This window comes from Burkholderia sola, assembly GCF_905400185.1.
In the GTDB taxonomy this organism is placed as follows: domain Bacteria; phylum Pseudomonadota; class Gammaproteobacteria; order Burkholderiales; family Burkholderiaceae; genus Burkholderia; species Burkholderia sola.
The window spans coordinates 2,737,738-2,757,993 of sequence record NZ_FR989676.1 but is presented as its reverse complement, the minus strand read 5'-3'; the positions used below and the strand labels follow the sequence as shown (position 1 = coordinate 2,757,993).

At 69.2% G+C, this 20,256-nt stretch carries 20 protein-coding genes; 5 read left to right on the top strand and 15 right to left on the bottom strand.

Features of this window, described 5'->3' with window-relative positions; genetic code table 11:
• Window positions 1-2: 2 nt before the first annotated feature.
• Both KR541_RS28725 and KR541_RS28720 read right to left on the bottom strand, forming a co-directional pair.
• Window positions 3-998: a sulfonate ABC transporter substrate-binding protein gene (locus KR541_RS28725; protein WP_050011135.1), complete on the bottom strand. Its 996-nt coding sequence runs from the start codon at window positions 996-998 to the stop codon at window positions 3-5.
• A 513-nt stretch (window positions 999-1,511) separates the two neighbouring features.
• On the bottom strand, window positions 1,512-1,919 hold the full coding sequence (locus KR541_RS28720) for a DUF427 domain-containing protein (RefSeq protein ID WP_050017347.1): 408 nt from the start codon (window positions 1,917-1,919) through the stop codon (window positions 1,512-1,514).
• A 357-nt stretch (window positions 1,920-2,276) separates the two neighbouring features.
• On the opposite strand from KR541_RS28720, the gene KR541_RS28715 reads away from it, so the two are divergent.
• Entirely contained in the window at window positions 2,277-3,938 is a 1,662-nt protein-coding gene (locus KR541_RS28715) for an ABC transporter substrate-binding protein (RefSeq protein ID WP_216089956.1), read from the top strand.
• Window positions 3,939-3,983: 45 nt separating this feature from the next.
• Here KR541_RS28715 and KR541_RS28710 read toward each other — a convergent pair whose 3' ends face one another.
• The 6 genes from KR541_RS28710 to KR541_RS28685 all read right to left on the bottom strand — a co-directional run bounded on the left by KR541_RS28710 (window position 3,984) and on the right by KR541_RS28685 (window position 9,832).
• Window positions 3,984-4,931, bottom strand: coding sequence for a TauD/TfdA dioxygenase family protein (locus tag KR541_RS28710; protein WP_089489239.1), 948 nt, complete (start codon window positions 4,929-4,931; stop codon window positions 3,984-3,986).
• A gap of 149 nt (window positions 4,932-5,080) precedes the next feature.
• On the bottom strand, window positions 5,081-6,034 hold the full coding sequence (locus KR541_RS28705; protein WP_216089955.1) for a TauD/TfdA dioxygenase family protein: 954 nt from the start codon (window positions 6,032-6,034) through the stop codon (window positions 5,081-5,083).
• A gap of 148 nt (window positions 6,035-6,182) precedes the next feature.
• Complete coding sequence (locus KR541_RS28700) at window positions 6,183-7,028, bottom strand: ABC transporter ATP-binding protein (protein ID WP_050017351.1); 846 nt, start codon at window positions 7,026-7,028, stop codon at window positions 6,183-6,185.
• 40 nt (window positions 7,029-7,068) lie between these two features.
• Window positions 7,069-7,884 carry an ABC transporter permease gene (locus KR541_RS28695; protein WP_050017352.1) on the bottom strand — a complete coding sequence of 272 codons (816 nt, stop codon included), beginning with the start codon at window positions 7,882-7,884 and terminating at the stop codon, window positions 7,069-7,071.
• Between the two features lie 24 nt (window positions 7,885-7,908).
• Window positions 7,909-8,751, bottom strand: a complete 843-nt coding sequence (locus tag KR541_RS28690) for an ABC transporter permease (protein WP_050017353.1) — start codon at window positions 8,749-8,751, stop codon at window positions 7,909-7,911.
• Window positions 8,752-8,764: 13 nt separating this feature from the next.
• A complete protein-coding gene (locus KR541_RS28685; protein WP_216089954.1) occupies window positions 8,765-9,832 on the bottom strand; it encodes an ABC transporter substrate-binding protein in 1,068 nt (355 codons plus the stop codon).
• A gap of 218 nt (window positions 9,833-10,050) precedes the next feature.
• Between KR541_RS28685 and KR541_RS28680 the strand changes: the two genes are divergently transcribed.
• Window positions 10,051-10,425: a phage protein NinX family protein gene (locus tag KR541_RS28680; RefSeq protein ID WP_089489243.1), complete on the top strand. Its 375-nt coding sequence runs from the start codon at window positions 10,051-10,053 to the stop codon at window positions 10,423-10,425.
• A gap of 22 nt (window positions 10,426-10,447) precedes the next feature.
• On the opposite strand, the gene KR541_RS28675 is transcribed toward KR541_RS28680, so the two are convergent.
• Together KR541_RS28675 and KR541_RS28670 are read right to left on the bottom strand one after the other, a co-directional pair.
• The gene (locus KR541_RS28675; protein WP_089489736.1) at window positions 10,448-11,434 is read right to left on the bottom strand and encodes an ABC transporter substrate-binding protein; all 987 of its coding nucleotides are present in this window, start codon (window positions 11,432-11,434) and stop codon (window positions 10,448-10,450) included.
• Window positions 11,435-11,596: 162 nt separating this feature from the next.
• A complete protein-coding gene (locus KR541_RS28670) occupies window positions 11,597-12,475 on the bottom strand; it encodes a LysR family transcriptional regulator (RefSeq protein WP_089489244.1) in 879 nt (292 codons plus the stop codon).
• A 100-nt stretch (window positions 12,476-12,575) separates the two neighbouring features.
• Between KR541_RS28670 and KR541_RS28665 the strand changes: the two genes are divergently transcribed.
• Window positions 12,576-14,147 (top strand): MFS transporter, encoded by a 1,572-nt coding sequence (locus tag KR541_RS28665; RefSeq protein WP_176015383.1) that lies wholly within the window; start codon window positions 12,576-12,578, stop codon window positions 14,145-14,147.
• 36 nt (window positions 14,148-14,183) lie between these two features.
• Here the strand turns inward: KR541_RS28665 and KR541_RS28660 are convergent, their stop codons facing one another.
• Window positions 14,184-15,368 (bottom strand): LysR family transcriptional regulator, encoded by a 1,185-nt coding sequence (locus tag KR541_RS28660; RefSeq protein WP_124651047.1) that lies wholly within the window; start codon window positions 15,366-15,368, stop codon window positions 14,184-14,186.
• 61 nt (window positions 15,369-15,429) lie between these two features.
• Window positions 15,430-16,158 carry an aspartate/glutamate racemase family protein gene (locus KR541_RS28655; RefSeq protein ID WP_216089953.1) on the bottom strand — a complete coding sequence of 243 codons (729 nt, stop codon included), beginning with the start codon at window positions 16,156-16,158 and terminating at the stop codon, window positions 15,430-15,432.
• A gap of 119 nt (window positions 16,159-16,277) precedes the next feature.
• On the opposite strand from KR541_RS28655, the gene KR541_RS28650 reads away from it, so the two are divergent.
• Entirely contained in the window at window positions 16,278-17,330 is a 1,053-nt protein-coding gene (locus KR541_RS28650) for an RNA-guided endonuclease InsQ/TnpB family protein (protein ID WP_060733736.1), read from the top strand.
• Here KR541_RS28650 and KR541_RS36820 read toward each other — a convergent pair.
• Complete coding sequence (locus KR541_RS36820; RefSeq protein ID WP_235356212.1) at window positions 17,327-17,458, bottom strand: hypothetical protein; 132 nt, start codon at window positions 17,456-17,458, stop codon at window positions 17,327-17,329. The two genes, KR541_RS28650 and KR541_RS36820, sit on opposite strands and share 4 nt — an antisense overlap.
• 457 nt (window positions 17,459-17,915) lie before the next feature.
• Window positions 17,916-18,257, bottom strand: coding sequence for a hypothetical protein (locus tag KR541_RS28640; protein ID WP_080334247.1), 342 nt, complete (start codon window positions 18,255-18,257; stop codon window positions 17,916-17,918).
• Window positions 18,258-18,344: 87 nt separating this feature from the next.
• Between KR541_RS28640 and KR541_RS28635 the strand changes: the two genes are divergently transcribed.
• On the top strand, window positions 18,345-18,899 hold the full coding sequence (locus KR541_RS28635; protein WP_050013744.1) for a DUF3005 domain-containing protein: 555 nt from the start codon (window positions 18,345-18,347) through the stop codon (window positions 18,897-18,899).
• 108 nt (window positions 18,900-19,007) lie between these two features.
• Here the strand turns inward: KR541_RS28635 and KR541_RS28630 are convergent, their stop codons facing one another.
• The gene (locus KR541_RS28630; protein WP_050013745.1) at window positions 19,008-19,769 is read right to left on the bottom strand and encodes a DUF4397 domain-containing protein; all 762 of its coding nucleotides are present in this window, start codon (window positions 19,767-19,769) and stop codon (window positions 19,008-19,010) included.
• Window positions 19,770-20,256 lie beyond the last annotated feature (487 nt).

Below are 20,256 nucleotides of genomic sequence, written 5' to 3'. Positions count from 1 at the left end.
CGTCACCGCGCGCTGGCGACCGACAGCTTGCCCGGAATCAGCTTCAGCGTGCTGAACGCGTCGGCAATGCTCTGCTGGTACGCGACCGTCGCGTCGGTGATCGGCTGCACGCCGTAGCCGGCACGCTTGAGCGCGACTTCGAGCGTCGGCGCGTCGAGGCCGACGAGCGGCGACAGTTGCGCGGCGACCTCCGGCACGTGATCGCGCGCCCAGCGATCGACCGCGTCGACTTCGTCGAGCAGCGCGCGCAGCACCTGCGGATGCGCGGCCGCGTACTTGCGCGCCGCGAGGTAGTACTGCGTGTTGCGCACGAGCCCTTCGCCGTTCGCGACCACGCGCGCGCCGAGCTGTCGTTCGGCGGCGGCCAGGTACGGATCCCAGATCACCCACGCATCGACGCTGCGCTGCACGAACGCGGCGCGCGCGTCGGCGGGCGTCAGGTAGATCGGCTGGATGTCGGCATAGGTGAGGCCCGCATGTTCGAGCGCCTTCACCAGCAGGTAGTGGACGTTCGAACCCTTGTTGAACGCGACCTTCTTGCCGCGCAGTTGCGCGACGGTGCGGATCGGCGAATCGGGCAGCACGACGATCGCCTCGCCCTGCGGCGCGGGCGGCTCGTTGCCGATGTAGACGAACTCGACGCCGCCGGCCTGCGCGAAAATCGGCGGGGTTTCGCCGACCGTGCCGACGTCGATCGCGCCGGCGTTCAGCCCTTCGAGCAGTTGCGGGCCGGCCGGGAATTCGAGCCATTGCACGGTGACGCCCTGGCTCGCGAGACGCTTCTCGAGCGTGCCGCGCGCCTTGAGCACGACGAAGTTGCCGTATTTCTGGAAGCCGACGCGCAGCCGCGTGCCGCTGTCGGCGGCCGCGCGGGCGGGCACGGCCGCGAGCGGGCCGAGCGCGAGCCCGGCCAGTCCGGCGGCCGCGCCATGCAGCCACTGGCGGCGGCGCGGGTTCGCCGGGGTCGTTTCAAGGTCTGCGTGCGGTGTGTCGTTCATTAGGGCGTGTTCACGCTAATAACGGGTTTGCGCTGGCCCCCAGAAGGGCCGAGCGCGAGGATTGCGACGAAGCGAATACTCGACGTATTCGCGAGGAGCATGACGCGGCGATCGGCCCTTCTGGGGGCCAGCCCCGCGAATGAATTTTTCCAAACAGGGGAACGTGCCTTTCCGCCCACATTGCGGCGTCGTGCGTCGCTTGTTTGGCACGGCCAAACGGCGCTCCTTACTCCTTGCACTGCGGGCGGAAAGGCACGTTCGCAAACCCGTTATTAGCGTGAACACGCCCTAAGGCGTCCTGCTGGCGGGTTCACGGGGCGCGCGCGAAGGCGGCGCGGCCGGCGCGGGACCGGGCCGGATGCGGGCGACGCGCGCAACGGGCCGGCCCGCGCCGGAGTCGAGACGAGTCGAGACGATACGGCCCGGCGGGACGGCGGCCAACCAATGAATCCGCATATGCAAATCAGCGGCCGGACGATGCGTGAACGGTGACGCGGCGGGGCGCCGCCGCGCTCACGCGGTGACGAGCAGGCTTTCCTCGATCGAATCGACGCGGTCCGGATAGAACGCGAGGTGCCCGCGAATCGATTCGACGGCCGGATTCGGATGCTCGTACGTCCACACCGCGTTGGTCGAGCGTTCGCCGCCGGCCGGAATCGAGTAGTACGCGCAATCGCCCTTGTACGGGCAGTAAGTCGCGTGGTCGGTGCGTTCGAGCAGCGACATGTCGGCATCCTCGCGCGGAATGTACAGCACCGCCGGATAGCTGGCCTCGCGCAGCACCAGCGCATGGCGCGTATCGGCGACGACCTTGCCGGCGACCTTCACGATCACGCGCGACGAATGCGGTTCGATCAGGATCGGGTGATCGGGGCCCGGCGACTTCACGGGACGAGAGGGCGTATCGGGGTTGATCGACATCTGGGTCCTCCAGGAAGAGCGGCGCGCACGGACGCGCCGTGCCGACATGTGCACGCCGGGCGGATTCCCGCGCGCCGATGCCGGCGTCGGCCAACCGATACGATGCACCCATTCCGGAGAACCTGCAGAGGGCCGGAAGACCGGCGGTGCGAATGGTTTCGATGCGCACGCCCGGGGCGGCCGGCCGCAACGGTATTCGGCATGTCCACGGCGCTCGCATGGCCATTCCGACGCAGCGGCAGCGGGATGCATCCGCGACGATAAGCAACGCGGAATTAATTGGTAAGCGATCGGCGGGCGGCGCGCGAAGATCGACGGTCGTCATTCGCATGACACCTCTTTCTTCCCTTTGCCACCATGAAGAATCCTTTCGTTTCGTCAGCCGCGCGCCGTTCGCGCGGCGTATCGCCTGCCGCTGTCGCGCTCCGCTGCATCGCCGCGTCGCTGCTGCTGGCCGGCGCCGCGACGCACGCACTCGCCGCGCCGGCAGGCAAGACACTCGTGTACTGCACCGAAGGCAGCCCCGCCGGCTTCGATCCCGGCCAGCACACGACGAGCACCGATTTCGATGCGAGCACGTACCCGGTCTACAACGGGCTCGTGCAGTTCAAGCGCGGCACGCTCGATCTCGAACCGGCGCTCGCGACGAGCTGGGACGTGTCGCCCGACCAGCGCACGATCACGTTCCATCTGCGGCGCGGCGTGAAATTCCAGACGACCGCGTGGTTCACGCCGACGCGGCCGTTCCAGGCCGACGACGTCGTGTTCACGTTCCGCCGGATGCTCGATCCGGACGACCCGTTCCGCAGGGCTTATCCGGTCAGCTTCCCGTATTTCAGCGATCTCGGCTTCGACCACAACGTCGAGCGTATCGAGAAGGTCGACGACTACACGGTGCGCTTCGTGCTGAAGTCGCCCGACGTCGTGTTCGTGCGCAATCTCGCGATGGCGTTCGCGTCGGTGCTGTCGGCCGACTATGCGGGACAGCTCGCCGCGCGCCATCGCGAGTCGGACATCAACCAGTTCCCGGTCGGCACGGGGCCGTTCGTGCTGCGTACGTACCAGAAGGACGCGTTGATCCGCTACGACGCGAATCCCGACTACTGGAAGCCGGACGACGTGAAGCTCGCGCGCCTCGTGTTCGCGATCACGCCCGATCCGGCCGCGCGATTGCAGAAGCTCGTGGCCGGCGAGTGCCAGGTGTCGGCGTTTCCGCGGCCGGCCGACCTCGAGACCGTGCGGCGCGATCCGAAACTGACGCTGTTTTCGGGGACGGGCTTCAACGTCGGCTTCGTCGCGTACAACACGCAGCATCCGCCGCTCGATCGCGTCGACGTGCGGCGCGCGCTCGACATCGCGATCGACAAGACGGCGATCGTCAAGACCGTGTTCAACGGCGACGCGACGATCGCGACGAACCCGATGCCGCCCGCGCAATGGTCGTACAACCCGCGTCTGAAGGATGCGCCGCGCGATCCGGCCGCCGCGAAGGCGCTGCTCGCGCAGGCCGGCTTCCCGAACGGCTTCGACCTGACGTTATGGGTGATGCCCGTGCAGCGCCCGTACAACCCGAACGCGCAGCTGATGGCGCAACTGATCCAGCAGGACTGGGCGAAGATCGGCGTGCGCGCGAAGATCGTCAGTTACGAATGGGGCGAATACAACCGCCGTGCGAAGCACGACGGCCAGCACGACGCGATCCTGTACGGCTGGTCGGGCGACAACGGCGACCCCGACAACTGGCTCGGCACGCTGCTCGGCTGCGACGCGGTGCACGGCAGCAATCTCGCGAAGTGGTGCAACAAGGACTTCGAGCAACTCGTGACCGCCGCGCGTTCGAACGGGGACGTCGCGAAGCGCACGGCGCTGTACGAGCAGGCGCAGGTGGTGTTCAAGGACCAGGTGCCATTCACGCCGATCGCGACGTCGATCGTGTCGCTGCCGATCTCGAAACGCGTACACGGGCTGACGTTCTCGCCGCTCGGCGGGCACCGGTTCGACGGCGTATGGCTCGATTGATCGAAGCGGGGCCGGCGCGCCGCGGGCGCACCGGAGTTTGCCGCATCAGTTGAGTGCGACGGCGGCCGCGGTTTCGACCGGCGCGCCTTCGAGCGCGACCGATGGCCTGCCGTCGGGGCCGACCGGCACGTCGCCGATGAGCGTCGTGCGATACAGCTGGCGGTCGAAGTCGAGATCGAAGATGTCGACCGGTGCGAGATGCGCGGTCGCACGGTTGTCCCAGAACGCGATGCTGCGCGGCTCCCACTTGAAGCGGATCGTGAATTCCGGCCGCGTCACGTGCTCCCACAGCAGTTCGAGCAGCGCCTGGCTCTCGCGCGGCGTCAGCCCGACGATCGATTTCAGGAAACTCGGGCTCACGTACAGCGCGCGTTCGCCGGTCTCCGGATGCACGCGCACGAGCGGATGTTCGGTCACGAGCGGGCGGCGCTCGACCGCGTCGTCCAAGGTGCCGGTCGCGCGCGCGCCGGGCGGCGGCGTAAAGCGATGGATGCCGCGCAGCGTGTCGACGAAGCCGCGCAGCGGCGCGGACAGCGTTTCGTACGCGCGCACGAGGTTGGTCCAGTGCGTGTCGCCGCCGTACGGCGGGATCGTCACGCCGCGCAGGATCGACGCCCACGGCGGATTCACGGCGGCGGTCACGTCGGTATGCCAGCCGGTCCAGGGCCGGCGCACCGGCTCGCCTTCGAAGCGCGTCGCCTTGCGATGCTTCGCGATCGAATAGACGGCCGGATGGCCGTCGACGTGCCCGAACACCGGGTGGCCGACGGTCGGCTCGCCGAACTGCGCGGAGAACGCGACATGCTGCTCGTGCGTGAGGAATTGTTCGCGGAAGAAGATCACGCGCCATTTCAGCAGCGCGGCGCGGATCGCCGCGATCTGCGGCGTGGTCAACGGTTGCGTGAGGTCGACGCCGCGGATTTCCGCGCCGATATGGGCGGACAGCGGAATCACGTCGACCGGTTGGGCGGCGGGTTCGAGTAGGGCGCTCATGCGACGCTCCGGGCGGAAGTGAACGGGACGGAGGAACGACATCGTTGCGCGTGCAAGTGTCGGTCCGGTGGTGCGAGCTTCATGGCGGTTGTCCTCCAGCAAGGAGCGCGACGGCGCGCGGGAGACGGCGCCGTCGCGGGACGCCGACGTTATTGCAGCGTGGCGCCCGGCCCCTTGAGCAGGACGCTCTGGCGGCCGTCGATGCCGATCGGCACGTCGCCGTGAACGGTCGCGCGGCGCACGACGCGGCGCGCATCGCCGTAGTCGTTGATCGCGTAGTGCTGGGTCGCGCGGTTGTCCCAGATCGCGACGTCGCCTTCCTGCCAGTTCCAGCGCACGGTGTTCTCGAGGCGCGTCACGTGCTCGTGGAACACCTGCAGCAGATGCGCGGAATCCTGCGCCGACAGCCCCTTGAGCCGCTGCACGAAATGCCCGAGCACGAGCGTGCGCTCGCCGGTTTCCGGATGCACGCGCACGACCGGATGCTCGGTTTCGTAGACGGTCGACGTGAACACTTCGCGGTAGCGCTTCAGTTGCGTATCGTCGGCGTGCACGTGCGTCGACGCATAGTCGTACGCGTTCGTATGCAGCGCCCACAGCGTGTCGGCGAGCGCGCGCAGCGAATCGGGCAGATGCGCATACGCGGCGGCCGTGTTGGCCCATACGGTGTCGCCGCCGAACGGCGGGATCACGACCGCGCGCAGAATCGAGATCTTCGGGTACGCGTCGACGAAGGTCACGTCGGTGTGCCACGAATTGGCGCGTGCGCCGTGCGCGGAATCGAGTTCGAGCAGCGCCGCGCTGCCGTCGACGGACGGCACGGTCGGGTGCGCGACGGTGTCGCCGAAGCGGCGGGCGAACGCTTCCTGCGCGGTGTCGTCGAGATGGTGCTGGCCGCGGAAGAACAGCACCTTGTGGCGTAGCAGCGCGGCGTTGATCGCGTCGAACGTCGCGTCGTCGAGCGTGGCCGACAGCCGCACGCCGGCAATCTCGGCGCCGATCCGGCCGGCGACCTGGCGAAGCTGAAGCGGGACGGCGGCCGTGCGCGGCGCGGCGTGCGAAGCAGGCGAAGACGAGTGGGCGGCGTGCTGGACATCGGACATCGGGAGTCTCCTGGGAGTCGGGTCGGTCGAGTCTCCATTCAAGCAGGCGCGGCGCGGAACCGGAACCGATGAATCGTCACAACCTTAGCGTACGCGCTGCGATGATCGATATGTGTGGTAGTGCTGAGCGAATCGGCGCGTCATGCGATCACCACGCGAGCCGCCATTCGCCGATCCGGTGCGGGCGCGCCGTGTCGATGCGCTTGCCGCCCGAACCGTCGTCATCCGGCGGTTCGCTGTCGTCGAAATCGGCGAGCACCGTGTCGCGCAAGCGCGCGAATGCCGGCGAATCGCGCCGGCGCGGCCGCGGCAGCGCGACGTCGACGATGCGCGCGATGCGGCCCGGACGCGGCGCCATCGTGACGACGCGGTCGCCGAGATAGACGGCTTCGTCGACGTCGTGCGTGACGAGGAGCATCGTGATGCGCTCCTGTTCCCAGATGCGCAGCAGTTCGTTCTGCATCTTCGCGCGGGTCTGCGCGTCGAGCGCGCCGAACGGTTCGTCGAGCAGCAGCACGCGCGGGCGGTTCACGAGACCGCGCGCGATCGCGACGCGCTGCGCCATCCCGCCCGACAACTGGTTCGGAAACGCGTGCTCGAAGCCGTTCAGCCCGACGAGCGCAATGTGCTCCGCGATCGCGCGCCGTTTCGCGGCGGCGTCCAGCGGCGCGTTGCGCAGCGCGGCGCCGATGTTCTGTTCGACGGTCAGCCACGGGAACAGCCGGTGATCCTGGAACACGATACCGCGCTGCAGCGACGTGTCGCGCACGCGTTCGCCGCCGGCGCGGATTTCGCCGGTGTAATCGGTGTCCAGCCCGGCGACGAGCCGCAGCAGCGTCGACTTGCCGCAGCCGCTGGCGCCGACGATCGTGACGAATTCGCCGGCGCGCACGTGCAGCGATACGTCGTCGAGCACGGCGAGCGCCGCGCCGCGTTGCGCGTAGTGCTTGCTGACATGGAGGATGTCGAGCGAATCGGAGGCGAGAGTCGTCATGGCGGTACGGAAAAGGATGCGAAACGGAAGGAAAGGGCGCTCAGCGCGCGAGGTCGCCGCGCCGGGCCAGCACCTTGCGTTCGATCGCCCGCGCGGTCGCGTTCAGTGCCCAGCCGGTCACGCCGACGACGATGATTCCGAACAGCACGAGATCCATCCGGAACTGCTCGCTGCCGTCGATCAGCGTGTTGCCGATCCCGCTGCCGGCGACGAGCAGGTATTCGGCGCCGAGCGTCGCGAGCCACGAATAGATCAGGCCGAGATACAGGCCGGTGAAGATCGACGGCAACGCGGCCGGCAGTATCACGTAGCCGATCAGCTGAAGCCGCGAGTAGCGCAGCGCGCGGGCGACGTCGACATACGTGCGCGGCACAGCGTGAATGCCGTCGCAGGTATGGGCGGCGACGGGCAGCAGCGCGGCGAGCGACAGGAACACGACCTTCGCGACGTCGCCGAGGCCGAACCACACGGAAATCAGCGGAATCCACGCGAACAGCGAGATCTGCTTGAACGTGTCGAAGCTCGGGCCGACCATCCGCGCGGCGACGCGCGACAGCCCGAGCACGGCGCCGAGCAACAGCCCGCCCGTCGCGCCGATCGCGAACCCGCACGCTTCGCGCGCGAGCGACGCCGACAGCGCGCGGCCGAGCGCGCCGCTCGTGGCCTGCGCCCACGCGGTGTGCAGCACGTCGGCCGGGCCGACGAACAGCCCGCTTTTCACGAGGTGTGCGGAAGCGAGGGCCCACCAGCACGCAAACGCGGCGAGCGGCAGCACGACGCCGCGCCAGTCGGGCGCATGCAGGCGGCGGGCGGTCGTGGTAGGCGCTGTGAGCGACGGTGTAGCGGCATGCGGCACGGGCGATTCTCCTTCGAGGGCGGTTCAGCCGCGAAACGCGGACGGCACGCCGCGGCGCAGGCGCGCTTCGAGCGCGTCGAGCGCCCGGTTGATCAGCAGGCCGACCGCGCCGACCACGACGACGGCCGCCATCACGAGATCGAGCTGGAACAGTTGCCGCCCGTACACGATCAGGTAGCCGAGCCCTTCGGACGACGCGACGAGTTCGACCACGACGAGCGCGAGCCACGACTTCGTGAACGCGAGCCGCACGCCGGTCGCGAGCGTCGGGATCGCGGCTGGCAGCACGACGTGGACGATCCGTTGCCGGCGCGTGTAGCCGAACCCGCGCGCGACTTCGTCGAGGGCGGGCGGCGCCTGGCGAAACCCCTGCAAGGTACTCAGCGTGACCGGGACGAGCGCCGCATGCGCGATCAGCAGGTACTTCAGCGGCTCGCCGACGCCGACGAGCAGCAGCAGGAACGGCAGCCAGCCGAGCACCGGAATCTGCACGAGCGCGTTGAAGCTCGGCAGCACGTAGGCTTCCAGCGTGCGCGACAGCCCGAGCGCGACGCCGATCGCTACACCGAGCAGCGTGCCGGCCGCGAAGCCGACAAGCACGCGCTGCAGGCTGATCAGCGTGTGGCGCACGAGATCGCCGCTCGACGCGAGCTCGGCCAGCGTGTCGACCACCCGTTCGGGCGGCGGCAGGATTTGCGGCGCGATCCAGCCGCGCGCGCTGCCGACGCTCCACAGCGCGAACAGCAGCGCGGGCAGCACCCACGGGGCGAGCTGCCACGCGAGCCGTTTCAGCACGACCGCGCGGCGCGGCGGCACGGCGAGCGTGTGCGGTTCGGTCGTCGTGACGGAAAACGCGGTGTCGCTCATCGGGATGGTCCGGTCAGGAGAGGGGCTTGCCGGCGGCGTCGTAGCGCGGCCAGTAGTGTTCGAGCTTCAACGTGCGCAACGCATTGTCGAGATACTTCGGTTCGAACCAGCCGTCGACGTCGACCGGCTGGCGGATCAGCTTCAGGTTCAGCGCATCTTGAGCCACGGCCTTGTAGCGCGCGACGACGAACGGATCGATCAGCGGGGACAGGCGGTCCTTCAGGCGCTGGTTCGCATAGTCGGCCTGCCACGACGAATACGGCACGCCGCTTTTCGCCCACAGCTTGAACAGCGCATCGCGGTTCGCCTCGTCCGACGACCATTGCGCGCCCTTCACGAACGCGGTGACGACGCGCTGCACGATGTCCGGGTGCGCGCGGTCGAAATCGTCGAGCACCAGCAGGTGGGTCTGGCGCGTCAGTTGCGGGCCGTCGTTCTGCGACTCGTAGATGATCTTCGCGAGGCCCGCGTCGCGCAGCTTGTAGAGCGCGTAGTCGCCGACCGACGCATCGATGCCGTTCGACGCGAGCGCGGCGAGCGAGCTGGCGGCGTCGAGGTTGATCACGCGCAGGTCGCGTTCGCCGAGGCCGTTCTTCGCGAGCGCGTTGTCGGCGACGAGCTGCAGGTTGGTGCCGCGGAAGATCGACACGCGGCGGTCCTTCAGGTCCTTGATCGAGCGGATCGCGGAGCCGGGCGGCACCGCGATCTTGATGCCCGAGCGTACGCTCGCGGCGAGCAGCAGGCGCGTCTTGATCCCGTTCGAGCGTGCGAGTACGGCCGGCAGGTCGCCCTGGTACGCGAAGTCGAGCGCCTTGTTCGCGATCGCCTCGTTGACGGCCGGGCCCGCACCCTTGAAGAACAGCCATTCCACCTTGATGCCGTCGGCGGCGAATTCCTTTTCGACGAGCTGCTGCAACTGCACGGTGGCGGCGCTCGATCCGCCGAACGTCGGCGGATCGCCGGCGCCTTGCTGGGCGACGCCGATGCGGATGGTGGCGGGTTTGTCCGCGTGCGCGGCGGCGGCCGGCAACGCAATAAGGGACGCGATCAGCAGCGATCGCAGCAGGCGCAGTGGGAGCATGAATCGATCGGTCAGGAGTACGTTTGGGGCGGCGGTGCCGGGTGTCGGTCCGTCGAATCATTCTCGATGACGTGTCCGGGGCGGACAAGAAACGATTTGAACTATGCTTATCGCAGCGCGACAGGGGACGAAACCCTGTCACGTAGGCGAGCCGTCCTTGCGGCTGCATGGACAACGGCTAGGACGTCGTTCAAGACAACGGTCATACGGAGACGGTCATGCAAGTGCAGGACCTGGCAGGCGCGACGCTCGATTACTGGGTGGCGATGGCGGAAGACCTCGTCGCCCCGCGCATCGACACGTCGCGATGCACGGTGATCCGCGAACCGGGCGGCGTCCCGACGTCGTTCGCGCCGTCGTCGTCGTGGGCGGACGGCGGCCCGATCGTCGAGCGGCTGCCGTTCGCCGCGTTCGAGCGCGACGGCGGGCGGGGCGCGTGGCGTGCCGTGCTGCACCGCGCCGTGCCGGCCGCGGGCGAGCGCTGCACGTTTAACCAGTCGGGGCCGACGCTGCTGATCGCCGCGATGCGCACGCTCGTCGCGTCGACGTTCGGCGACGACGTGCCGGATCTCGATATGGCGCGGCCGCGCTGAGCACGTCCTCGCGCCGCGTCGCTCAGGCGGACACCTGCCGGACGGCGATCGACGCGACGTCGACGCGGCGCGGCAGGATCGCGTCCGCCGCCGCGCGATCGGCGACGCGCTGCAGCACGGCGATGTCGGCGTCGCTGAGGCTGCGTTGCGCGAGCGCGGCCCGGCGCGCGATATCGGTGGCCGCGTCGGGCGGCAGGCGCGTGAGCGACGCATAGACGCTCGCGTAGTCGGCCGGGTGCGCGAGCGCCCATTGGCCCGCCCGGGCGAGCCGTGCGAGCACGTCCGCCAGCGCCGCGCGCTTGCCGCGATCGTCGAGCGTGTCGACCGGCGACGTGAGGAACGCGAGCCCCGAATTGATGCCGCTGCCGTCGCGGACGATGCGCGCGCCGCGTCGCACCGCATGCCCGTAGTACGGATCGAACGTGGCCCAGATGCCGATCCGCTTCGCCTCGAACGCGGCGAACGCGTCGACCGGCAGCACGAAGCGCACGTCGACGTCGCGCGGCGCAAGCCCGTGTTCGCGCAGCGCGCCGTACAACTGGTATTGCGAGATGCTGCCGCGCGCCGACGACACGACGACGGTGTGCCCTTTCAGGTCGGCCACCGTGCGAACCGGCGAGTCGGGCTGCACGACGATGCCGAGCGACGTCGGCGAGCCGACGCGCGTCGCGACGATCCGCAACGACGGATCGCCGAGCGCGGCCGTCAGGACCGGCAGGTCGCCGGCCGGTGCGAGGTCGATCGCGCCCGCACGCTGCGCTTCGAACAGCGGCGCGGCGCCCTGGAAGTTGGCCCAGCGGAACCGGTACGGCGCGCCGTCGAGCACGCGTGCGGCTTCGGCCAGCGCCCGCAGGCCGCCGGCCTGGTCGCCGAGGACGAGCGTGACGCCCGACAGGTCGTCGCCGGCCGCGCGGGCGGGCAGCGCGAGGCCGCCCGCGAGCGGCGCGGCGGCGAGGGCGGCAAGGCGCTGTAGCGTGCGGCGGCGCGCGGTGGCGAAGGAGTGGGTCATCGGCGGCGTGTCCTCGGTGATCCGCGCGCGGGCGGCGCGGCTGCCGGGCAGGTTACGGAATCGGTTTCCGGCCGACAAACATCGAATCGTGGAATGCATATTCGCGCGGCGACGGTCGCTTCGCCAACGCGGACCCGACGCGCTGGCGCGTGCGCGCAAGCGTTACGCGGCCGGCCGGATCGTCCGCAGGAATGCCCGCACCGCAGGCGCCTTTTCGAACTGCCGGTGCGCAAGTGCGAGCGCCGACATGATCGGCTTGCCGGCGATCGGCCGGTACACGACGCCCGGCAGCGACACGCAAGCGGCGAGCGCATCGGGAATCACCGCGACGCAGCCGTTCACCGACACGCACGCGAGCACCGCCAGCAGGCCGCCCGGCCGCGCGGCCACGACCGGCGCGAAGCGGCCGCGGCGCGCGACTTCGAGCGTGCCGAGCTCCTGTTCGGGCACCGCGAAGCGCGCGTCGGCGAGGTCCGCCGCGCGCACGGCCGCCATCGCCGCATGGCGCGAATCGGCCGGCACGGCGGCGACGAACACGTCGCGCTGCAGCGTGACGATCCGCAAGCCGCCGGGCAGCGGCAACGGCGGGCGCACGTACGCGAGGTCGAGGCGGCCCGCGTCGAGCTGGTTCGCGACGTCGTCCATCGGCACTTCGCGCAGGTTCAGCTCGATGCGCGGGTGCGCGGTGCGGAACGCGCCGACCGTGCGCTGCAGCGTGCCCGAATAAACGGCCGACGACACATAGCCGATCTCGATCCGGCCCAGTTCGCCGCGTTCGGCCAGCGCGGCGAGTTCGCTGCCGCGCTGCAGATGGTCGAACGCGGCGCGCGCTTCCGCGAGATAGGCTTCGCCGGCCGCGCTCAGCGTGACCGCGCGGCGCGACCGGTGAAACAGCCGCACGCCGAGCACGCGCTCCGCTTCCTGGATCTGCCGCGTGAGCGCGGGCGGCGCCATGTCGAGCGCGTCGGCCGCGCGCGCGAAGTGCAGATGTTGCGCGACGCTCAGGAAGGCGCGCACGTGACGGAATTCGAGCTGGCTCATGGTTGCAATTTTCGTCAATGAAACGGCATTGAAATGTCAATGACAGGCAATAGCGGGCAAGCCTAGCATACGGCTCGTTCATCCTGTTCCGGAGTGGCCGATGTCCCAGTCTTCACCGGCGTCGCGCGCGAGCGCGGCGGCTGCTTCGCGCGCCGGCGGCAACTTGCCTGCCGCCGCGACGCTCGCCGTCGCGTCCGCGACCTGCGCGCTGATCGTGCTCGACACGAACGTCGTGGCCGTCTCGCTGCCGAGCATCGCGCGCGGCTTTCACGCGAGCTTCGCCGATATCGAATGGGTCGTGAGCGCGTACATGACCGCATTCGCCGCGTGCCTGCTGCCGGCCGGCGGGCTCGCCGACCGCTTCGGGCGCCGGCGGATGCTTTTCGCGGGGCTCGCGCTCTTCTTCGTCGCGTCGCTCGGCTGCGGCATCGCGCCGTCGGCCGGCTGGCTGATCGCCGCGCGCGCGGTGAAGGGCGGCGGCGCCGCGTTGCTGCTGACCGCCGCGCTCGCGGTGATCGCGAACCGTTTCCCGGACGGACGCGAACGGGCGCGTGCGTGGGCGATCTGGGGCATGTGCATGGGGATCGCGACGGCGATCGCGCCGCTCGTCGGCGGGGCGATCACGCAATGGATCGGCTGGCGCTGGGTGTTCCTGCTGAACCTGCCGGTCTGCCTGCTGCTGGCGGCCGGCGCGCGCGTCGCGATCGACGAATCGAACGATCCGCAGGCGAAACGCGTGGACGCGGCCGGCAGCCTGCTGTTCGGCGCGGCGCTCGCCTGCGCGATCGCGGCGCTGATCGGCGCGCCGTCGCACGGCTGGCTGTCGGCCGCGACGCTGGGCCGGCTCGCGCTCGCGGCCGCGCTGCTGGCGGCATTCGTCGGCGCGGAGCGCTGGCAGGCGCGGCCGATGATCGATCTCGCGCTGTTTCGTCAGCCGCGCTTCGTCGGCGCGGTGCTCGCGATGTTCGGTTACGCGGCGTGCGCGCAGGTGATGATGACGTTCCTGCCGCTGTACCTGCAAAACGCGTTCGGGATGTCGGCGATCGATGCCGGGCTCGGGATGCTGCCGTTCGCGTTCGCGATGATCGCCGGTCCGTCGCTCGGCGCGGCGCTGGCCGCGCGCGTGTCTTCCGCCGGCGTGCTGGCGGGCGGGCTCGCGCTGATCGGCGCGGGCAATCTCGCGACCGCGGCGCTGACGGCCAGCGGCGACTACCGGCTCGTCGCGCTCGGCATGTTCGTGACGGGATGCGGCGCGGGCATCATGAACGGCGACACGCAGAAGGCGATCATGGCGTGCGTGCCGCCGGATCGCACGGGCATGGCGTCGGGCATCAGCACGACGACGCGCTTCTCGGCGATCGTGACGGCCGTCGGCGTGCTCGGCGCGGTGCTGGCGGCGAGTACGCATGCGCGGCTCGACGGCCTGCTGTCCGCGACGCCCGGCCTGCGCGCGTTCGCCGATGCATCGTTCATGTCGAGCCTGCTGGCCGGCGATCTCGCGCAGGCGCTCGGCCGCGTGCCGCCGTCGGCTGCCGGCGCGCTCGCGCAGGCCGCGCCCGTCGCGTTCGCGAGCGGATTCGCCGATGCGTTGACGGTGAGCGGCGTGCTCGCGCTCGGTTCGGCCGTCGTTGCGTACAAGTTGCTTGCGCAACCGATGCGCGGACGCGCATGACGTTGTGCGCGATCCTGCCGTGGACGCTCGGGCCGATCAGTGCGACTTCGTCGCGATGCGATGAATGCGTGCGGCCTGTGCGACGCGCGCCGGAGGCGACGCATGACAATGCGTGCCCGGTCTGCGGCGCGCGCGCTGGGCGAGCCCGGGCGGATCGGTGACGGCCGGCGCGGGTTTCGGCGCGTGTGCATCGACCCCGGAAGCGGCAACGGCGGCGACCGCGGCGACCGCCGGCAGCATCGCGTCGGCGTCGAGCCATGCACGCGTCGCTTCCGCGATCAGCCCGCGCAGCCATCGACCGCCTTCCGCGCACGCGCCCGATTCGTTCCACGTCATCCGGTACGCGATGTCCGGCGGCTCGGCCGGCAGCGCGACCGCGGCGAGCGGCAGCAGCTTCGCGTAGTGCCGCGCGAGCCGGTACGTGGTGGTGAGGATCAGGTCGCTGCGCACCAGCGCATGCGCGGCGAGTTCGAAATGCGGCAGCGTGACGACGATGCGCCGCTGCAGGCCCACGCGTTCGAGCTGCCGGTCGATCGCGCCGGACGCTTCGAGCCACGACGGCGTCGGGCACAGCTGCGGCGCCGCCGCGAACCCGGCGGCCGTCATCGCGCCGTGCCGCGCGAGCGGATGCGTCGCGCGCATCAGGCACACGACGCGGTCGTCGAACAGGTCGTCCTGCCGGAAGCGCGACCGGCGTGCGGGCCGGTTGTCGATCACGACGTCGAGTTCGCCGTCGGCCAGCGCGCGCTCGTCGTCGAACCCGTCGCCGAGCGGATGAAACACCAGTTGCGCGTTCGGCGCGCGCTCGCGGAACAGCGCGACGAGCTTCGGCACGAACAGCACGTTCAGATAGTCGGGGCAGCCGATCCGGTAGGTGCGCACCGACGTGCGCGCGTCGAACCTCGGCTGCTGGACGCGGATGAAGTCGATCACGCGCAGCGCGTTGCGCAGCGGCTCGATCAGTCGCGCGCCGAACTCGGTCGGCACCATCCCGTAGCGGCTGCGCACCAGCAGCGGATCGCCGAGCAGCGTGCGCAGCCGCTTGAGCGCGGCGCTCGTCGCCGGCTGCGACATGTTCAGGCGCACGGCCGCGCGCGACACGGTACGCTCGGTCAGCAGCACGAGCAGGATGCGCATCAGCCGCGCATCGAGCACGTCGAGCGCGCCCGCGGCGTCGCCCGCGTCGCGGGGCGGGGCGGTTGAGTCTAGCGGGCGCCGCATGCCGATACGCGTGCCGGCGAGACAGGCTGAGCGCGCCGCACGGCGGCCGGCCGGCGGCCCGTCATTTCGCGAAGGTGCCCGGCCAGCCGACGATCCGCTTCGGGCGCGGCGGCGCGTACGTGCGGACCTTCGACGTCTTCAGCTTCAGGCGCACCAGCGACTCGGCGAGCGCGACCGCGGCCGACACGCCGTCGACGACCGGCACGCCCGTGCATTCCTCGATCTGCCGGTCGAGGCCGGCCATCCCGCCGCAGCCGAGGCAGATCACTTCCGCGCGATCGTCCTTCACCGCGCGCTGCGCTTCGACGACGATCGATTCGATCGCGCGGGCCGGGTTCTCGTCGAGCTCCAGCACCGCGAGGCCGCTCGCGCGCACCGACGCGCAGCGCGCATCGAGCCCGGCGAGCTTCAGGCGATCCTCGATCAGCGGCACCGTGCGGTCGAGCGTCGTGACGACCGAGTAGCGATGGCCGAGCAGCATCGCGATGCTCGCGGCCGCTTCGGTGATGTCGACGACGGGCACCGTCAGCAGTTCCTGCAGCCCTTCGCGGCCATGTTCGCCGTAGCCGGCCTGGATCACCGCGTCGTACGGTTCGTCGTAGCTCAGCACGCGATCCATCACGGCGATCGCCGCGAGGTAGCTCTCGAAGTTGCCTTCGATCGACTCCGCGCCGAAGCGCGGCGTGAGCCCGACGATCTCCGTGCCCGGCGACGCGGCGGCTTGTGTCTGCGCGGCGATCGCGTCGGTGATCGACTCGGTCGTGTTGACGTTGACTACCAGGATTCTCATCAGAATTTGCTCCGATAAACCCCGCCATTTCCCCCAAGGGGACTTCCTTCGGGGCGGATGGCGGGACGGGACGGCGTGCTGTTGACAGGCAGCTTCTTCCACGGGTTAGGATCACCTGCATGATTCTTGTCTACCGCTACCGCGTGAAGTCGCTCAACGGACTGCTCAACAAGCAGAGCCGTGCGGTGAACTACGTCTGGAACTACTGCAACGACACACAGAAGCACGCGCTCAAGTGGGGCAAGAAGTGGCCGACGGATTTCGACCTGAACGTGCTGACGACCGGTAGCAGTAAGGAACTCGGCATCCACTCCGGCACGGTCAACGCGACGTGCGAGCAATATGCGAAGTCGCGCAGTCAGTACCGTCGGCCCTACCTGCGCTATCGCGGCAGGAAATCGCTGGGCTGGGTGCCGCTGAAGGGCCGCGACCTGAAGCGCGAAGGCGACGCGTTTCGCTTTGCCGGCAACACCTTCCGCGTGTTCAACAGCCGACCGCTTCCCGAAGGCAAGATCAAGGATGGAACCAACTTTGCGCAGGATGCACGCGGCAACTGGTTTCTCAACATTGTGATCGAGATGCCGGATGTTCCGGCCCGACCTATCCGTTCCGGTGTGGGCATCGATCTCGGCCTGAAAGACTTCGCCGCACTTTCGACCGGCGAGAAGCTGCCCAATGACCCGTTCGGTCGACGCGCGGCGGAAAAGCTCGCGAAAGCGCAACGAGCGCGAAAGCACAAGCGGCATATCGCGAAGCTGCACGCGAAGATCGCCAATGCCCGTGCCGACTTCCAGCACAAGCTCGCGCTCGATCTGGTGCGGCGTTTCGATTACATCGCGGTCGGCAACGTGTCGGCCGCGAAGCTCGCCAGGACCAGGATGGCGAAGAGCGTCTACGATGCATCCTGGTCGTCCTTCCGGGACAAGCTTCGTTACAAAGCGATCGCGCACGGGGCCACGCTCGAGGAAGTCGACGAAAGCGGTTCTACCCAGTCCTGTTCGGCGTGCGGGTCGCAAGCCAGCACGACGCGGCCGAAAGGTATCGCGGGACTGAGAATAAGAGAATGGGCCTGCAGTGACTGTGGTGTCGAGCATGATCGAGATATCAACGCTGCGCTGAACATTCTCCGATGCGGACGTGCATCGCCAGGTGTGGGAATCCTTCGCTTTTAGGCGGACGAGGACGTCAAGAAGCAGTACACGAGCACCGCGCCGATCGCGAGCGACGCAAGCATCTGCCACCCCGACAGGCCGAGCGCGAACAGCCCGATCGCGAACGAGTAGTTCGCGATGTTGTGCACGTCGTTGGTCCATAGCGCGAAGATGCTGTAGCGGCCCCACGTGCGGCCTTCGGCCTGGGTGGCGCGAGGTCGGCGTTGTGCAGTCGCGGGCTCGGCGCGGGATCGCGCGCGGCCGTGTCGGTTCGATGCGATGCGTCGTCCGCGCCGGGCCCGATGCCCGCGCGGTGGGTGGCTTCCAGTTGCACGCCGTTGTCTCCTTCCATGTGCGGGGCGCGACACCGGCCGCATGTCGTACGCAGCGCGGGCCGGGCCCCGGTGGACGTTATGTCTCGGATTTGTTCGCGAGTATGGGCGGCGGCTACCGCGATGGGAAATTAAATATTCGGCTGGGCGTCATTTGAAAAATGAATGCAATGGCGCGCGGCCGCGGAGACGGGCGACGGCACGCATATTGCGAGTCAGCGGGTTCCATCCACATCGACATCAGCGGAGGTGTCATGCAGCGATATTCCATTCGTCACGTATCGCGAGCCGTCTTCGCCGGCATCCTGATCGCGGGCCTGGCGGCAGGCGCGGGTTGCCAGAAGAAGGGCGACAACGGCGCAGCCAGTTCGGATTCGAGCGCAGCGAGCGGCATGTCGGCCGCGCCTTCCACCGCACCGTCGGGCATGCCGAGCAGCGGCGCGGCCGGCACGACCCTGCCGGGCGCGGCTTCCGCCCCGGCCGGCGCGAGCGGCGGCGGTTGACCGGCATTGGGGGGATCGGGCGGGCGGCGCGCCAGCGTGCCGTCGGTTCGCCCACCGAGCGCCGTGTCCGTCGGCGCGTTCGCCGAACGGCGTACGCGCGGAGCGGTGCGCATGAAAGATTTGCAAGGACCGTTGTAGCGAATTCCGGCGCGGCGACGACGGCGTGACGCCGACGTCCGCCGGCCGGGCAAGGAGGTGCGATGCAGAACGCGGAATCGAACCCTACCCCGGAAAAGCAGCGGGAACAGATCGCGAAGAGCCCGGTGAAGACGCCGGCGGCCGGCGACATGCCGGACGCGGCGACCCAGGCCGCCCAGACGGCGCAGCGTCCGCTGACGCCGGAGGCCGTTGCCGGGAAAATGCCGACCGGCCTGCCGGAGATCGACGTCGACGCGCACGCGGTCGACAGCGGCGATCCGGTGCGCCGGGCCGCCGGCCGGATCGTCACGCTCGACAACGCGAACATGGCGATGACCGACAACACGGTCGACGTCGACGGCAAAGGCATGGAGGCGCGCACCGGCGCGTCGGAACTGCAGGACAACGTGATCTATTCGAACGCGTCGCTCGACGAAGCGGTCGATACGCCCGACGAAGGGCTCGGCGGAATCGAGAGCCGGCCGTCCGGCAACATGCCGCAGATCGCGACGCGCCCGGGCTGGCGCGTGCGCCATGTCGGCGACGTCGATGTCGAGCACGGCGACGGGACGCGCGCCGAGCACGTGATCTGCCTCGAACGGACCGACGACCGATAGCGGGCAGCGATATCGACGCTCGATACCGGTATGCGACACACGGCGGCCGATGCAATCGCACCGGCCGCCGTGTGTCGTTTTCGGCCCGTTGCCGCGTGAGTGGCTGCGTTATTGCGGCCCCAGTTCCTGCGCGGACGTATCGGCGTCGTTGCCCTGCGCGACGAGCACGTGAATGTCGTTAGGCGTCACGTCGCCGATGCCGCCGGACGGAATCGTCAGGAGCAGCCAGTCCGCGTTGTTGGCGATGCTGACCGGCGCGGTCTTGAGGATCGGCGACTTGCTGCCGGCCGTCGTGACGATCACCTGGTAGGTGCCGCCGTTCAGGTAGACCGAATCCTGCGTCGAGGCCGGCACGGCATTCTGGTAGGCCGCGCCTGCCAGCGTCGGGCTCTGCGTCGTGATGTCGGTGCCGGGCGGCACGACGTACACGTCCACGTTCTGCGCGTTCGGCGATGCGTTGAAGCCGCGCACGCGCGCCTTGTCCGACAGCAGGCCCTTCGCGTATGGATCGTCGATGACGGAGATCAGCGACGTCGTGCTCGGCAGCGCGATCGTCGTGTAGTGGTGCCCGTTCGCGGCGCTGAACGATTGGGATGCGACGGTCGCGGTCGTGCCCGACACGTCGTAGCTCGCGGTCTGCGTGCCCGAGTCGATGTCGTGATAGCGCGTCACGCCCTTGTATGCGACGCCCGACTGGTCGACCTTCGCGTTCAGGTAGTAGTCGAGGTTCGGGCCGGCCGGCACCGCGTTGATGAAGCGCGCCTGCGGCTTCGAGATGCCGAGTACGGTCCCGGCGTCGTCGCCGCCGCCGCACGCTGTGAGCACGGAAATGACCGAGCACAGGGCCACTATCGTTCGTATTGATTTCATGTCGTCCTCTCGTTCAGGAAACCTGCCTTGCGATGCGGGACCGCCGCGCAAAGGATCGCGCGGGGCGCAGCGCCGGTTGAAGGAAGATGGCTGTCCGCCGGATGGCGGGCGCGGAGATGACGCAAGCGACGTGCCTATGCGGAGAAAAAGCCGGCGAACGACGGCGGGGTGCCCGGCGCGGGGCGTGGGGGGAGCGGGCTGCGCGATCGACGCGGTTGTAAAAAGCACATCCGCGCGCCACGCGCCGGGGCCAGCCGGCGTGCCGCACGCTCGCGGGAGCGTGCGCGAGAATCCGGCAGGCGGGCGTGCGTCGACCGTCGCGCCGGACGAAATGACCTGTCGGACGAAAATGATGGCCGGCGACGGCTGTAAATCTTGCCAGGTTCGACCATCGTTTAACCATTCGAAACAATGTGTTCACCGAAAGGGGCATGATCTCCGGCGATCGAGCAGGCATACTGTCGCCTATGTTGCTTAATGCACGCCG

Coding starts and splice junctions, on each gene's coding strand:
- KR541_RS28680 (WP_089489243.1), top strand. CDS start 10,051: ATGCAAGTGCAGGACCTGGCAGGCGCGACGCTCGATTACTGGGTGGCG.
- KR541_RS28640 (WP_080334247.1), bottom strand. CDS start 18,257: ATGCGCACCGCTCCGCGCGTACGCCGTTCGGCGAACGCGCCGACGGAC.
- KR541_RS28630 (WP_050013745.1), bottom strand. CDS start 19,769: ATGAAATCAATACGAACGATAGTGGCCCTGTGCTCGGTCATTTCCGTG.
- KR541_RS28710 (WP_089489239.1), bottom strand. CDS start 4,931: ATGAGCGCCCTACTCGAACCCGCCGCCCAACCGGTCGACGTGATTCCG.
- KR541_RS28675 (WP_089489736.1), bottom strand. CDS start 11,434: ATGACCCACTCCTTCGCCACCGCGCGCCGCCGCACGCTACAGCGCCTT.
- KR541_RS28720 (WP_050017347.1), bottom strand. CDS start 1,919: ATGTCGATCAACCCCGATACGCCCTCTCGTCCCGTGAAGTCGCCGGGC.
- KR541_RS28700 (WP_050017351.1), bottom strand. CDS start 7,028: ATGACGACTCTCGCCTCCGATTCGCTCGACATCCTCCATGTCAGCAAG.
- KR541_RS28650 (WP_060733736.1), top strand. CDS start 16,278: ATGATTCTTGTCTACCGCTACCGCGTGAAGTCGCTCAACGGACTGCTC.
- KR541_RS28660 (WP_124651047.1), bottom strand. CDS start 15,368: ATGCGGCGCCCGCTAGACTCAACCGCCCCGCCCCGCGACGCGGGCGAC.
- KR541_RS28655 (WP_216089953.1), bottom strand. CDS start 16,158: ATGAGAATCCTGGTAGTCAACGTCAACACGACCGAGTCGATCACCGAC.
- KR541_RS28685 (WP_216089954.1), bottom strand. CDS start 9,832: ATGCTCCCACTGCGCCTGCTGCGATCGCTGCTGATCGCGTCCCTTATT.
- KR541_RS28670 (WP_089489244.1), bottom strand. CDS start 12,475: ATGAGCCAGCTCGAATTCCGTCACGTGCGCGCCTTCCTGAGCGTCGCG.
- KR541_RS28635 (WP_050013744.1), top strand. CDS start 18,345: ATGCAGAACGCGGAATCGAACCCTACCCCGGAAAAGCAGCGGGAACAG.
- KR541_RS28715 (WP_216089956.1), top strand. CDS start 2,277: ATGAAGAATCCTTTCGTTTCGTCAGCCGCGCGCCGTTCGCGCGGCGTA.
- KR541_RS28665 (WP_176015383.1), top strand. CDS start 12,576: ATGTCCCAGTCTTCACCGGCGTCGCGCGCGAGCGCGGCGGCTGCTTCG.
- KR541_RS28690 (WP_050017353.1), bottom strand. CDS start 8,751: ATGAGCGACACCGCGTTTTCCGTCACGACGACCGAACCGCACACGCTC.
- KR541_RS28705 (WP_216089955.1), bottom strand. CDS start 6,034: ATGTCCGATGTCCAGCACGCCGCCCACTCGTCTTCGCCTGCTTCGCAC.
- KR541_RS28725 (WP_050011135.1), bottom strand. CDS start 998: ATGAACGACACACCGCACGCAGACCTTGAAACGACCCCGGCGAACCCG.